This is a genomic window from Streptomyces sp. NPDC001851 (genome assembly GCF_040297165.1).
GTDB lineage: Bacteria > Actinomycetota > Actinomycetes > Streptomycetales > Streptomycetaceae > Streptomyces.
In genome coordinates this window covers 134,228-146,493 of record NZ_JBEOYR010000002.1, presented here as the reverse complement: position 1 = coordinate 146,493, position 12,266 = coordinate 134,228, and the positions used below count along the sequence as shown (strand labels likewise).

Below are 12,266 nucleotides of genomic sequence, written 5' to 3'. Positions count from 1 at the left end.
CTGACGTACCGTCAGATACCATGGACTCGATATGGCTCGACGGCGCTCAGTGGCTGGCGGTGCTGCGGATCGGCCTCGGTCTGTGGTGGCTGGAGAGCTGGCGGCACAAGGACAAGAAGGCCTGGTTCGAGCGGGGCAGCGGCATCGCGTGGGCGGCGGATATCGCGGAGAAGCACCGCTGGGCGCCGGTGCGCTCGGGCTTCGAGACGGTGGTGAAGCCGCGTCCGAGGCTGATGGCGTACGTCGTCGCCTACGCCGAACTCTCCCTCGGGCTCGGCCTGATCCTCGGGTTCCTGACCCCGGTGGCCCTGATCGGCGGACTGCTGCTGAACGCGGTCTACCTCGTCCTGATGATCCATGACTGGGCGGAACAGGGCCAGAACTCGATGATGGCGCTGATCTCGCTCGTCGGCTTCTTCGGCATGTCCTGGCAGGCGTGGTCGCTGGACGCGTGGCTGGGGTGGTGGCGATGAGTGCGCCGCGCCACGACCTCCCCGAGCCCGACGCCTTCACGCGCCCCTACTGGGAGGCGGCCGAGCGGGGCCGGCTGCTGATCCGCCGCTGCGGGGCCTGCGGCCGGGCCCACCACTACCCCCGCGAGTTCTGCCCGCACTGCTGGAGCGAGGAGGTGACCTGGGAGGAGGCGAGCGGCCGGGCCACGCTCTACACCTGGTCCACGGTCCACCGCAACGACCTGCCGCCCTTCCGCGACCGCACCCCCTACGTGGCCGCGGTCGTCGACCTGGCGGAGGGCCCGCGGATGATGACGCAGGTGGTGGGCTGTGCCGGGGAGGACCTGCGGGCCGGGATGGCGCTGTGTGCGACGTTCGTGGAGGGGAAGGCGGTGTTCCGTCCGGAGGGCTGAGGTCCTGGGCGAAAACCGGTGTCCCGACCGGGGGCTCGCGCCGATCACGGGCCGTATGCGCCCTGACGACTGGTATCTCACCGAGGACCTGGACGAGTTCCTCGCCCGCGCCGGCGGCTTCCTGCGTTCCCGTCCCGCCCTGCACACGGTCCCGCTGACGGTGGCGGACGCGCTGCGCCGCCGCGGGCTGCACCTCTACGGCGAGGAGGCCCCCGTCTTCGGCCTGCGGGAAGCGGACGACGGCACGGTACGGGCCGCTCTGATCCACACCCCGCCCTTCCCCGTCCACGTCACCGCGCTCACCCCGCGGGAGGCCGACGCCCTGGTGGTCCGGTTCGCCGGGCTGGGCCGCCCGCTCCCCGGAGTCTCCGGCCCCCAGGAGACGGCGGAGTCCTTCGCGGCGGCCTGGCGGCGGCACACCGGCGCGGCGGTCGCCCTCGACCAGCGGCAACGGCTCTACCGCCTGGGCGAGTTGACCGCACCCGAGCCCCGGCCGCAGGGGCGGGCGCGGATCGCCGGGCCGGGCGACCGGGACCTGCTGATCCGCTGGTTCGAGGAGTTCGTGAAGAGCACCGGCAGCGTCGGCCAGGACGCGGGCAACTGGGCCGACGCCCGTATCTCCTACGGCGGCGTCACCCTCTGGGAGACGGCCGACGGCACCCCGCTCGCCATGGCCGGAGCCACCCCCGAAACGGCCGGCCAGGTCCGCATCGCCCCCGTCTACACCCCGGCCGGCCTGCGCGGACGGGGATACGCCGGCGCCGCCACGGCGGAGGTGAGCCGGGCCGCGCGGGAGGCGGGTGCCGCGGAGGTCCTGCTCTTCACCGACCTCGGCAACCCGACGAGCAACGGGCTGTACCAGCGCATCGGCTACCGGCCGGTGGCGGACTTCACGGTGTGGCGGTTCGGAGGTGCGGAGGGATGAGAGGGGCGCCGGCAGGAGGGCCTCACGGCCACAGCAGCGCCCTGCTCCAGCCGAACTCCGTGCTGCGGTACTCCAGGCGTACATGGCGCCGGTCCGGGTCGCCCTGGAAGAACTCCACCGTCTCGGGGTGCAGCCGGTACAGCGTCCAGGTCGGGGACGGCTCGGCCGGGTTCTCGCGGGCCCGCTCCCAGGCCGCCTCCGACGCCCGCCGCAGCTCCTCCAGCGAGGTCAGCTCCTCGCTCTGCCGGCCGGTGAGCGCCGCGGCCAGCGCCCCCGTCGAGCGGGCGTGCAGATCCGCCTGGCTCTCCCGGGACGGCGCCGCCGTCACCGGTCCGCGCACCCGCACCTGGCGGCCCAGCACCGGCCAGTAGAAGGCCAGCGCCGCGTACGGGTGGGTGCCCAGCGCCCGGCCCTTGCGGCTGGAGCGGTGTGTGGCGAAGGACCAGCCGTCCGCGTCGGCGCCGTGCAGCATCACGATCCGTACGTCCGGCCTCCCCTCCCCGTCCACCGTGGCCAGCGACATCGTGTGCGGCTCCGGCTGCCCGGCCCGCACCGCGTCCGCGAACCAGCTCGTGAACAGGGGCAGCGGGGTCGGCGGTGCCGTGTCCGGGACGAACGGGCGCAGGTCCGTGACGTCCGGGTCCCATACCCGCAGCGACCTCAGCAGCGCGTGAAGATCCGTTTCCATGCTCCGAGTATCGCCACCGCGCCGCCCGCCGCCGCGGGCGCGCCCGGCCGAGCCCGGTCGTCCGTTCGGCGGCCGTCCCGCGACGCGCACGAGTGCTTCCGGATGCGCGGACGCCGGGGCACGGGGAGGCTCGGAGCCACGGGCTTCGGGAATGACGGTGAGGGGCGATGATCGTAACGGTGGTGTCGATACCGGAGGGGACCCTCACCCGTACGGATGTCTCCGGGGCGCGGGAGCGGCTGGCCGCGGACCGTTTTCTGCTCGTCGACATCGAGCTGCCGGCCCAGGCGCCGGGAACGCCGATCGCCGGCCAGCTGGGCCTGGACGCCGAGGACCTGGACTGGTTCGGCAGGCCGGACGAGCCCGCGCGGGCCGAGTTCCTGGGGGACCGGGCCTCGTTCGTCGTGCCGGTGGTCCACGAGGACGACATCGCCCACCTCCACGTGGTGGTGACGGAGCGGTTCCTGGTCACCGCGCACCGGGGTCGGGCCGGGCTGGCCAGGAGCTTCACCGCGGTGTTGCGGCACGAGCGGCCGGAAGACACCGTGGCCGTGCTCTTCCTCCTGCTCCAGGAGGCTCTGACCACCTTCCGCCGGGCCGCCGTGCAGGCCCTGCTGCAGACCGAGGAACTCGAAGACGACATGTTCGAGTACCGGCGCCCCGAGCACGTCCTCCGTCTGGCGCGGCTGCGGCGGCGCTCCGCCCTCCTGCACCACGCGCTGCTGCCCTATCTCCAGGTGACCGACGAGATCATCACCCGACGGATGATGAGTCCGGCCTTCCCCGAGGAGCGGCAACGGCGCGCCCAGGAGTTCCAGGCCGCCGGGAGGCTGGTGCTCGCCGACATCGAGTCCCTCCAGGACGCCGCCCGCCGGGCCTTCGCCAGCTACTCCTCGCTCGTCGCGGGAGAGCAGAACGGGGTGATCAACCGGCTCGCGATCGTGTCGGTGATCTTCCTGCCGCTGTCGTTCCTGACCGGGTTCTTCGGCATGAACTTCACGTTCCTGACGAACAGGCTGGAGACCAGGGACGAGTTCTGGCTGCTCGCCGTGGGGCTGCAGGCGGTCGCCGTGCTCGGCTCCCTCTACGTCCTGCACCGCACCCGCATCTGGCGCAGACTGCGGGACGACGACTGAGGAGGGCCCGTCACCGGCCCAGCACCACCGTCCCCGACGAGCAGAACCACCCGCCGGTCCCGGAGGCGACCCCGAGTCGCGGCAGCGACCCGTCCGCCGCGTGGACCTGGCGCTCGCCGGCCTCGCCGCGCAGCTGCCGCACCGCCTCCACCAGCAGGAACAGCCCGCGCATACCGGGATGCTGGGCGGACAGCCCGCCGCCGTCCGTGTTCACCGGCAGCCCCCCGCCCCGCACCAGCAGCCGGCCCTCCTCCACGAACGCCCCGCCCTCGCCCTTCGCGCAGAAGCCCAGGTCCTCCAGGGTCACCAGGGTCATGTAGGTGAAGGCGTCGTAGAGCTCCGCGAAGTCGATCTCGGCGGGGCGCACCCCGGCCCGCTCGAAGGCGAGGCGGCCGCTCACCGCCGCCGGGGACACCGTGAAGTCCGGCCACTCGGACATCGCCGCGTGCGAGACGTGCTCACCGGTGCCGAGGACCCAGACGGGGGGCGTACGGCAGTCCCGTACGTACTCCTCGGCCGCCAGCAGGACCGCCGCGCCGCCGTCCGAGCGCAGGCAGCAGTGCAGCCTGGTGAAGGGGTCGGCGATCATCGGGCCGGCGAGGACGTCGTCGACCGTGATCGGGTCGCGGAACATCGCCTCCGGGTTCAGCGCCGCGTTGGCCCGGGCCTGGACCGCCACCTCGGCCAGCTGCTCGACGGTCGTGCCGTGCTCGGTCATGTGGCGGCGGGCGGCCATCGCGTACTTGGCGATCAGGGTGTGGCCGTAGGGGACCTCGAACTGCAGCGGGCCGCGGGCGCCGAAGGAGAGGTCACCCGTCCTGCGGCCCGCCCTGATGTCCGCCCGGGCGGTCGAGCCGTAGACGAGGAGGACGGCGTTCGCGTGGCCCGCCGCTATCGCGTCCGCCGCGTGCCCCGCCATGACCTCCCAGGTCGAGCCGCCGACCGAGGTGGAGTCCACCCAGGTGGGGCGCAGGCCCAGATACTCGGCCACCTCCACGGGGGCCAGGGCGCCGAGCCCGGCGGAGGCGAATCCGTCCACCACCTCACGGCCGAGGCCCGCGTCGGCCAGGGCGCGGCGGGCCGCCTGCGCGTGCAGGGTGTAGGGCGTGGCGTCGTCCACGCGTCCGCAGTCGGAGAGCGCAACGCCCACCACGGCGGCCTTCCGGCTTCCCGGAGTCATCAGAGCCCACCTTCCCCTGTGCATATCGTTCCCGGACTCCTAATATGACGGCCCGTCAGATGTGGAGGGAAGAGCCATGGACACGCGCCTCACCGCCGAGCAGGGCGAGATCCGCCGCACCCTGCGCGAGCTGCTGCACAAGCGGTGCGGCCCGGCGGAGCTGCGGAGCGCCGCCGACAGCCCGGCCGGCCACGACCCCCTCCTGTGGTCCGCCCTCGCCGACCGGCTCGGCCTGCCCGGGCTCGCCCTGCCCGAGCGGTACGGCGGTGTCGGCTGCTCGGTCACCGAACTGGCCCTCGCCTGCGAGGAGACCGGCCGCTGCCTCGCCCCCTCCCCGCTGCTCGCCACCTCCGTCCTCACCGCCCCGCTGATCCTCGCCCTCGGCACCGAGGCCCAGCGCGCCGCGCTGCTGCCCCGCCTGGCCGCCGGCACCCGCACCGCCGCCCTCGCCGTCCCCGGCCCCGCCCTCACCACCGCCCTCGCCCTGACCGGCGACAACGGCGGCTTCCGCGCGGGCGGCGGACGGGCCGGCGGGGTCCAGGCCCGGCGTGCCGACGGCGACTGGCGGCTGTACGGGCAGGCCGACCAGGTACTGGACGGGCACAGCGCGCACCTGCTGCTCGTCGCCGCGCACACCGGCGGCTTCGCCCGGTCCCGGACCCTGCTGTTCCTGGTGCCGGGGGACGCGCCCGGTGTCGTACGGACCCGGCAGACCGCGCTCGACGCCACCCGGCCGCAGGGGCGCGTACAACTGAGGAACGTGCGGGCCGAGTTGCTCGGGCAGGAGGAGGCGGACGTGCTGCCGGCTCTCGCCGCGCTCGGGGAGTCGGCCGCGGCCGTGCTCGCCTGCGAGGCGGTGGGGGCGGCCGAGCGGGTGCTGGAGCGGACCGTGGAGTACGTCGGACAGCGCGAGCAGTTCGGCCGGCCCGTCGGATCCTTCCAGGCGGTGAAGCACCGGCTGGCCGATGTGCATGTGGCGGTGCAGGCGGCGCGGTCGGCGGCGTACTACGCCGCGTGGGCCGGGGCGCAGGGGGAGCGGGACGGCGGGCTCGCGCTCGCCCAGGCCCTGGAGGCGTTGCGGCTCGCCGCCGCCGAGGGGATCCAGCTGCACGGCGGGATCGGGTTCACCTGGGAGCACGACGCCCAGCTGTACTTCAAGCGGGCGGCCGGGGACGAGCTGCTGTTCGGCCCCGTGCACCGGCTGCGGGACCGGGCGGCCGAGGCCGCCGGTCTCTTCACGGGCGGCGAGGTGGCGGTCCGATGACCGGGATCGGCGTGCGGCTCGTGCAGCGGGTGTCGTCCACCCGGGCCTTCGCGAGGGCCGCCCCGCATGTGGTGCCGGCCCTCGACCGCGCCGTGCACCGGCTCACCCGGGGCCGTCTCCTGCTCAGCGCCCGGATGCTGCCCGGGGTGATCCTCACCTCCACCGGCGCCCGCAGTGGACTCCTCCGCAGGACGCCGCTGGCCTGCATGCCCGAGGAGGACGGCAGGGGCTGGATCCTGATCGGCTCCAACTTCGGCCGCACCGGACACCCCGCCTGGACCCACAACCTGCTGGCCCACCCCGAGGCGTCGATCAGCTGGAAGGGCCGGGACATCCCGGTCACGGCACGACTCCTCGCGGGGCAGGAGCGGGCGTCGGCCTGGCGGGCGGTCCTCGCGTTCTGGCCGCCGTACGCCGCGTACCAGGCCCGGGTGGCCAGGGAGATCCGGCTGTTCCGGATCACCGCGCGTCCCTAGGGGCTGTCGTCACATTCCCGTCTGCCTGGCGGCGCCATGCACGCTCCCCCGCTGCCTCAAGGGCGCGGGAGGTGCCCCCACTCGCCGCACCGGGCGCGGACCCGAGTACGTCCAGTACGCGGGTCCACGCCCGGCACTCCTCCAGCCTTCGGCCGGGGGGACCCCCAGAGCACGCACCTGACGCCGCCAGGCCGCCCTTCGGGCAACGACGGGAATGTGACGACAGCCCCTAGAGCGTCGCCAGCCGCTCCACCAGCAAGAACGCTCCGATCCCCAGCATCGCCGCCCCCGACGTACGGGTCACCGCGCGCGCCGCGGCCGGCCTCGCGGAGAGCAGCACGCGGGACAGGACGCCGACCGTGAGGTAGACCACCGCGCAGCACGCCATGTGCAGCAGGCCCAGCGCCGCCGTCTGGACCGGGACCGGCAGGTGGGTGCCGCGGAGGGTGAGGAACTGGGGGAGGACGGAGAGGTAGAGCAGCAGGCCCTTGGGGTTCAGCCCGCTGATCGTGGCGCCCCGGAGGAAGAGCCTGCCCCCGGCCGGTGAGGCGCTGTCCGCGCCCGGTATCGCCGGCCGGCGCAGGACGCCCCAGCCCAGCCACAGCAGGTAACCGGCGCCCGCCACCGTCAGCGCCGTCAGCAGCCGGGGCGAGCCCGCCACCAGGACCGCGAGGCCCGCCGTCGCCAGCGCCGTGTGCAGGGCATAGCCGCAGACCAGGCCGGCGACCGCGCGCGACACGGGGCGGCCGCGCAGGGCGGTCGTGATGACATACGCCCAGTCGGCGCCCGGCACACACACCAGCAGCAGGTCCACGGCGAGGAAGGAGAAGAGCAGTCCCGAGTCCATGGTGGGGACATTAGGCGTGAATGGCCCGAAAGTGTTCCCGAAGTTTGCCCTTCCTCTCGCACTCTGGGGGAAGATCTGTCCCATGGACGACGTGGACCGGAAAATCCTTGCCGAGCTGCAGCAGGACGGGCGGCTGACCGTGACCGAGCTGGCCGCCCGGGTGCGCCTCAGCGTCTCGCCCTGCCACCGCCGGCTGCGCGAGCTGGAGCGTTCCGGAGCCATCCAGGGCTACCGGGCGGTGGTGGACGCGGCGGCGCTCGGGCTGAACTTCGAGGCGCTGGTCTTCGTGTCGATGCGGCAGGAGGACCGGGACACGGTCGCCGAGTTCGAGCGGGCGGTCGGCGAGCTGGAGCACGTGCTGGACGCCCAGCGGCTGTTCGGCGAGCCCGACTACCTGCTCCGGGTCGCCACCGCGGACCTCGCGGCCTTCCAGCGGCTGTACGACGAGCGGCTCGCGGCCCTGCCCGGAGTGCAGCGGCTGACCTCGACGCTGGTGATGAAGCACGTGGTACGGGACCGTCCGCTGCCCGCATAGCGGAGCAGGCGGCGGCTCACCGCGCGCGGAACGCGAGTGAACCACCGCCTGCCAGACAGGACTTGGGATCCGGAAAAAGGGACGGCTTCCTACTTGCTCGGTTTCTTCCCGGTCACGCCCAGATGGACCAACAGGGCGAGGTTCGGCTTGAGTTCGGCCTGCTTCACACCCCAGGACGAGAAACCCTTCTGGTGCGCCGCCACCGCCGCGAGCATCGCGACCAGCGAACCGGCCACCGCCGCCGGGTTCACGTCCTTGTCGACCCTGCCCTTGGACTGCAGCTCGGCGATGGAGTCGGAGAGGGAGTTGTTCACCGAGTTCAGGATCTTCATGCGGAGCTTGTAGAACCGTTTGTCCCCCTCCGCGGCGCCGAGGTCGACAACCCGCAGGATCGCGTCGTTCTTGCGCCAGAACTCCAGGAAACCGTCCACGAGTTCCTGGGCGGTCTGCCATCCCGACTTCCCGGCCCAGGACCGGCCCTCCAGCAGTTCGGTCAATCCCGCGCCCTCGGCCGCCATTTGCTCGGCGAGCTCCAGGACGGCACCTTCGACGTCCGGGAAGTACTGATAGAAGGTCGCGGGCGAAGTACCCGCCTTCCGGGCGACATCGATGACCTTGACGTCCCGGTAGGGGGAGGAGCTGAGCATCTCGCTGAGGCAGTCGAGCAGCTTCTGCCGGGTCGCCTGCCCACGCCGGCCGGCCACGCGGCCGTCGACGGTACGCACTTGTCCTGTCATGCCGTCAGCTTACCGACGGGTGATCGGAGCGCGATTCGGCCGACTGCAAATGGGGTGCACGGGTGCTCTGAGGATGGTGTGCCTGGTCTGCGCGGTGCGCGCGGCCCGGTTACTTTGACGGCATGGCCGAAAACAGGGCATCCGGGAACGAAGAGGCACCAGAGGCGTACGGGGAGGGCGTGCCCTGCTGGGTGGACGCCCAGCTCGCCGACGTCGAGGCCGGCAAGCGGTTCTACGGTGACCTCTTCGGGTGGACCTTCGAGGACGCCTACGGCTCCTCGGTGTGGGCCCGGCTGGAGGGGGAGCCCGTCGCCTCGCTGGCCCCCAAGATCGACGGCCGTATGCCCACGGTCTGGACGGTCTCCTTCGCCACCCCGGACGCCGGAGCCCTCGGCCGGCGGATCACCGAGGCCGGCGGGCAGCTGGTGATGGCCCCGTTCCCGGTGGGCGACCTCGGCGTCGCCGCCCTCGCCGCCGACCCCGAGGGCGCGGTGTTCGGGCTGTGGCAGCCGGGCCGGCACCGCGGCTTCGGCCGGCGGCGCGAACCCGGCACCTTCGTCTGGGCCGAGCTGTACACCCGGGACACCGCCGCCGCCAACGCCTTCTACGGCGGCCTCTTCCACGAGGCCCTCTTCGGCGAGGGCGCGGAGCCCGACTTCGGGCGGGCCCACGTCACCGAGGTCTTCCCGGCCGAGATGCCCCCGCACTTCCTCGCCCACTTCAGGGCGGCGGACCTCGACGACGCCCTCGGGGCCGTACAGCGGCTCGGCGGCCGGGTGCAGGCGCCACCCTTCGAGACGTCGTACGGACGCGTGGCCGTCGTCACCGACAATCAGGGGGCGTCCTTCGCACTACTGCAGCGCTGATCCGTCCGGTTTGGAAGGATTGGTGGGGAGACACCCCTATTCTCACCGGGTTCGCAACCAGCGGCCCGGCCAGGAAGAATCAGGGTGCGTGCCGCCACGGCGGTGCGGTGGTGAGACGCTGCACTTCGGTCGCGTACATAAGTGGGTGGCGCGGCTCGTACGGGGAGGTGGCAGGCAAGTGGTGGATCAGCTGACACAGCACGATCCGCGGCGGATCGGGCCGTTCGAGGTGCTGGGCCGGCTGGGCGCCGGCGGCATGGGGCTGGTCTATCTCGCGCGCTCGGCGTCCGGCCGGCGCGTGGCGATCAAGACGGTGCGCACCGAGCTCGCCGAGGACCAGCTGTTCCGGGTCCGCTTCACCCGCGAGGTGGAGGCGGCCCGGGCGGTCTCCGGCTTCTACACGGCCGCCGTGGTCGACGCCGACCCGCGCGCCGCCGTGCCCTGGCTCGCGACCGCGTACGTCCCCGCGCCCTCCCTTGAGGAGATAGTGAACGACTGCGGGCCGCTCCCGGCCCAGGCGGTGCGCTGGCTGGCGGCAGGCGTGGCGGAAGCCCTCCAGTCCATCCACGGCGCCGGGCTCGTCCACCGCGACCTCAAGCCCTCCAACGTGCTCGTGGTCGAGGACGGCCCCCGGGTGATCGACTTCGGTATCGCATCCGGCGTCTCGAACACCCGCCTGACCATGACGAACGTCGCGGTCGGCACCCCCGCCTACATGTCCCCGGAGCAGGCCAAGGACTCCCGCAGCGTCACCGGCGCCAGCGATGTCTTCTCGCTCGGCTCCACCCTCGTCTTCGCGGCCACCGGCCACCCGCCCTTCCACGGCGCCAACCCGGTCGAGACCGTCTTCATGCTGCTGCGCGAGGGCCCCGACCTCACCGGTCTGCCCGACGAACTGCGCCCGCTGATCGAGGCCTGCATGCAGATGGAGGCCCCCGCCCGGCCCACCCCGGCCGACCTCCAGACCCAGCTGGCCCCCCATCTCTTCGGCTCCGGCTCCGACGACAGCGGCACCGCCTCCGCCTGGCTTCCCGAGAAGGCGGTCGCCCTCATCGAGGCCCGGGGCCGCGGCGGCCGGCCCGCCGTCAAGCCGGCCCCGGCGCCGACCGGCGGCCCCCGCAGCGGCGGCCGCTCGGCCGTACCCCCGCCGCCCCCGTACGACCCGCCCGTCCCCGCCGGTGCTTCCGCCGCCCTCCCCGACGCCGGCCCGGTCCGGCTGGCCGGCGCCCAGGTGCCCATCGGACCCGGCCCGCGCGTAGCCGACGCCCGTGCCGCCGCCGTCAAGGCGCCCCCGCCGGAGGCCGGCCTGGCCGCCAGCTGGTCCCGCCCGCACACCGGCGTCGCCGGCGCAGACCCTGCCGCACCACCCGCCCCGCCCCAGCCCCCGGAGCCGGCGAGCGGCTGGCGGCCCTGGCGGTTCCGCATGTCCAACGAGGTCTGGGGCACCCCCGCCGTCGACGGCGACCTGGTCTACGTCACCTCCTTCGAGGTACACGCCCTGGACGTGGGCACCGGCCGCCGTCGCTTCAAGACCAGGGACGTCGCCTGGTCGATGGCGGTCGCGGACGGCCGTATCCACGCCTCCGACGGCCCGACCCTGTTCGCCCTGGACGCCCGCGAGGGCACCGACCTGTGGCGGCTGTCCACGGACGCCTGGGTGTACTCCCTCAAGGCCGACCACGGCACGGTCGTCACCGGCACCCGCGGCGGCGGCGTGCAGGCCTGGGAGGCGTCGGGCGGGCAGAAGCTGTGGGAGATCGCCGGCTGCCAGACCGCCTTCGAGTCCCCCGAGGCCGGCCCGCTCGTCCACGACGGCACGGTCTACGTCTGGCAGGACGCCCGGCTGCGCGCCCTGGAGGCCCGCACCGGTGAGGAACGCTGGTCGTACCCGGTCGGCGACGCCGCCTCCTGCGGCGGCGTACCCGTCCGCCTCACCCCGGCGCCCGACGGCTACGTCTACGTCTCGGCCGGCACCCGCGTCCTCGCCATCGAGGCGGCGAGCGGCATGGTCCGCTGGCACTTCGAGGCGCCCGCGGTCTTCCTGTCCCCGCCCGCCTTCACCCCGGGCCCGGCGGTGACCGGCGGTGGCGTCTACCTCGCGGACTACCTCGGCACCGTCTACGCCCTCGACGCCACCGACGGCCGCGACCGCTGGCGCATCGCCACCGAGGCCCGCTCCTCCGTCGAACCGGTGCTCGTGGCGGCCGGGCACGTCCACGTGGGCAGCGGCAAGGGCCTGTACACCCTGGACGCGGTCACCGGCACGCCCAAGTGGCGCTTCCAGGCGGGCGGCGACGTGGTGGGCGCCCCCGCGGTGGCCGAGGGCCGCATCCACTTCGGCTCCACGGACCACCTGCTGTACACGTTGAAGGCCGACGACGGCCGGCTCAGGTGGAAGCTCGCCACGGGCGGCGAGATCACCGGCTCCCCGGTCGTCAAGGACGGGGTGGTGTACGCGTGCAGCAAGGACCGGTGCGTGTACGCGCTGGACGCGGAGAAGGGGACGGGAACGGCACGCACCGCGTGACGGCCGGCGGGGGTGCGTGACGGCCGTCGTACCGGTGTGTCACGGAAGGGCTCCAGACGGCGGCCGTCCCAGGGCCGACGCTACCCCCGGCGTACGGCCGCCGCCATGTGGTTTCGCCCGGCCGACAAGGTCATGGGCATGCCGATGCGGCCGGCGGCGCGCACGCTCAGGTTCACGGCCGCAGGGGTACGACGAGTCCGGGCGGCGGTACGCGTACGGG

General features: G+C 73.6%; 13 protein-coding genes. 9 read left to right on the top strand and 4 right to left on the bottom strand.

What is annotated here, in order from left to right:
• The first annotated feature begins 20 nt into the window (after window positions 1-20).
• Genes ABT171_RS03660 through ABT171_RS03650 form a run of 3 tightly spaced genes read left to right on the top strand, consistent with a single transcriptional unit; the run spans window position 21 to window position 1,790 of the window.
• A complete protein-coding gene (locus tag ABT171_RS03660; RefSeq protein ID WP_351239400.1) occupies window positions 21-473 on the top strand; it encodes a DoxX family membrane protein in 453 nt (150 codons plus the stop codon).
• Entirely contained in the window at window positions 470-865 is a 396-nt protein-coding gene (locus tag ABT171_RS03655; RefSeq protein WP_351239398.1) for a Zn-ribbon domain-containing OB-fold protein, read from the top strand. The genes ABT171_RS03660 and ABT171_RS03655 overlap by 4 nt, the downstream gene beginning before the upstream one ends.
• 55 nt (window positions 866-920) lie before the next feature.
• The gene (locus ABT171_RS03650; protein WP_351239396.1) at window positions 921-1,790 is read left to right on the top strand and encodes a GNAT family N-acetyltransferase; all 870 of its coding nucleotides are present in this window, start codon (window positions 921-923) and stop codon (window positions 1,788-1,790) included.
• A gap of 22 nt (window positions 1,791-1,812) precedes the next feature.
• Here ABT171_RS03650 and ABT171_RS03645 read toward each other — a convergent pair whose 3' ends face one another.
• On the bottom strand, window positions 1,813-2,478 hold the full coding sequence (locus tag ABT171_RS03645; RefSeq protein WP_351239394.1) for a pyridoxine/pyridoxamine 5'-phosphate oxidase: 666 nt from the start codon (window positions 2,476-2,478) through the stop codon (window positions 1,813-1,815).
• A gap of 167 nt (window positions 2,479-2,645) precedes the next feature.
• Here ABT171_RS03645 and ABT171_RS03640 point away from each other — a divergent pair, with 167 nt between their 5' ends.
• Window positions 2,646-3,614 carry a CorA family divalent cation transporter gene (locus tag ABT171_RS03640; protein ID WP_351239392.1) on the top strand — a complete coding sequence of 323 codons (969 nt, stop codon included), beginning with the start codon at window positions 2,646-2,648 and terminating at the stop codon, window positions 3,612-3,614.
• Between the two features lie 10 nt (window positions 3,615-3,624).
• Here ABT171_RS03640 and ABT171_RS03635 read toward each other — a convergent pair whose 3' ends face one another.
• A complete protein-coding gene (locus ABT171_RS03635) occupies window positions 3,625-4,794 on the bottom strand; it encodes a thiolase C-terminal domain-containing protein (RefSeq protein ID WP_351239390.1) in 1,170 nt (389 codons plus the stop codon).
• A 76-nt stretch (window positions 4,795-4,870) separates the two neighbouring features.
• Here ABT171_RS03635 and ABT171_RS03630 point away from each other — a divergent pair, with 76 nt between their 5' ends.
• Window positions 4,871-6,058 carry an acyl-CoA dehydrogenase family protein gene (locus ABT171_RS03630; RefSeq protein ID WP_351239388.1) on the top strand — a complete coding sequence of 396 codons (1,188 nt, stop codon included), beginning with the start codon at window positions 4,871-4,873 and terminating at the stop codon, window positions 6,056-6,058.
• On the top strand, window positions 6,055-6,534 hold the full coding sequence (locus tag ABT171_RS03625; protein ID WP_351239386.1) for a nitroreductase family deazaflavin-dependent oxidoreductase: 480 nt from the start codon (window positions 6,055-6,057) through the stop codon (window positions 6,532-6,534). Before ABT171_RS03630 ends, ABT171_RS03625 begins: the two co-directional genes overlap by 4 nt.
• Before the next feature lie 229 nt (window positions 6,535-6,763).
• Here the strand turns inward: ABT171_RS03625 and ABT171_RS03620 are convergent, their stop codons facing one another.
• Window positions 6,764-7,381, bottom strand: a complete 618-nt coding sequence (locus ABT171_RS03620) for a LysE family translocator (RefSeq protein ID WP_351239384.1) — start codon at window positions 7,379-7,381, stop codon at window positions 6,764-6,766.
• Between the two features lie 82 nt (window positions 7,382-7,463).
• Between ABT171_RS03620 and ABT171_RS03615 the strand changes: the two genes are divergently transcribed.
• The gene (locus ABT171_RS03615; protein ID WP_351239382.1) at window positions 7,464-7,916 is read left to right on the top strand and encodes an Lrp/AsnC family transcriptional regulator; all 453 of its coding nucleotides are present in this window, start codon (window positions 7,464-7,466) and stop codon (window positions 7,914-7,916) included.
• An 89-nt stretch (window positions 7,917-8,005) separates the two neighbouring features.
• Here ABT171_RS03615 and ABT171_RS03610 read toward each other — a convergent pair whose 3' ends face one another.
• On the bottom strand, window positions 8,006-8,653 hold the full coding sequence (locus ABT171_RS03610) for a TetR family transcriptional regulator (protein ID WP_351239380.1): 648 nt from the start codon (window positions 8,651-8,653) through the stop codon (window positions 8,006-8,008).
• Window positions 8,654-8,775: 122 nt separating this feature from the next.
• Here ABT171_RS03610 and kbpA point away from each other — a divergent pair, with 122 nt between their 5' ends.
• Both kbpA and afsK read left to right on the top strand, forming a co-directional pair.
• Window positions 8,776-9,519, top strand: coding sequence for an AfsK-binding protein KbpA (gene kbpA / locus ABT171_RS03605; protein WP_351239378.1), 744 nt, complete (start codon window positions 8,776-8,778; stop codon window positions 9,517-9,519).
• Window positions 9,520-9,697: 178 nt separating this feature from the next.
• Window positions 9,698-12,046: a protein serine/threonine kinase AfsK gene (afsK, locus tag ABT171_RS03600; protein WP_351239376.1), complete on the top strand. Its 2,349-nt coding sequence runs from the start codon at window positions 9,698-9,700 to the stop codon at window positions 12,044-12,046.
• Window positions 12,047-12,266 lie beyond the last annotated feature (220 nt).

Coding starts and splice junctions, on each gene's coding strand:
- ABT171_RS03610 (WP_351239380.1), bottom strand. CDS start 8,653: ATGACAGGACAAGTGCGTACCGTCGACGGCCGCGTGGCCGGCCGGCGT.
- ABT171_RS03615 (WP_351239382.1), top strand. CDS start 7,464: ATGGACGACGTGGACCGGAAAATCCTTGCCGAGCTGCAGCAGGACGGG.
- ABT171_RS03630 (WP_351239388.1), top strand. CDS start 4,871: ATGGACACGCGCCTCACCGCCGAGCAGGGCGAGATCCGCCGCACCCTG.
- ABT171_RS03645 (WP_351239394.1), bottom strand. CDS start 2,478: ATGGAAACGGATCTTCACGCGCTGCTGAGGTCGCTGCGGGTATGGGAC.
- ABT171_RS03635 (WP_351239390.1), bottom strand. CDS start 4,794: ATGACTCCGGGAAGCCGGAAGGCCGCCGTGGTGGGCGTTGCGCTCTCC.
- ABT171_RS03650 (WP_351239396.1), top strand. CDS start 921: ATGCGCCCTGACGACTGGTATCTCACCGAGGACCTGGACGAGTTCCTC.
- ABT171_RS03640 (WP_351239392.1), top strand. CDS start 2,646: ATGATCGTAACGGTGGTGTCGATACCGGAGGGGACCCTCACCCGTACG.
- ABT171_RS03655 (WP_351239398.1), top strand. CDS start 470: ATGAGTGCGCCGCGCCACGACCTCCCCGAGCCCGACGCCTTCACGCGC.
- ABT171_RS03620 (WP_351239384.1), bottom strand. CDS start 7,381: ATGGACTCGGGACTGCTCTTCTCCTTCCTCGCCGTGGACCTGCTGCTG.
- kbpA (WP_351239378.1), top strand. CDS start 8,776: ATGGCCGAAAACAGGGCATCCGGGAACGAAGAGGCACCAGAGGCGTAC.
- ABT171_RS03660 (WP_351239400.1), top strand. CDS start 21: ATGGACTCGATATGGCTCGACGGCGCTCAGTGGCTGGCGGTGCTGCGG.
- ABT171_RS03625 (WP_351239386.1), top strand. CDS start 6,055: ATGACCGGGATCGGCGTGCGGCTCGTGCAGCGGGTGTCGTCCACCCGG.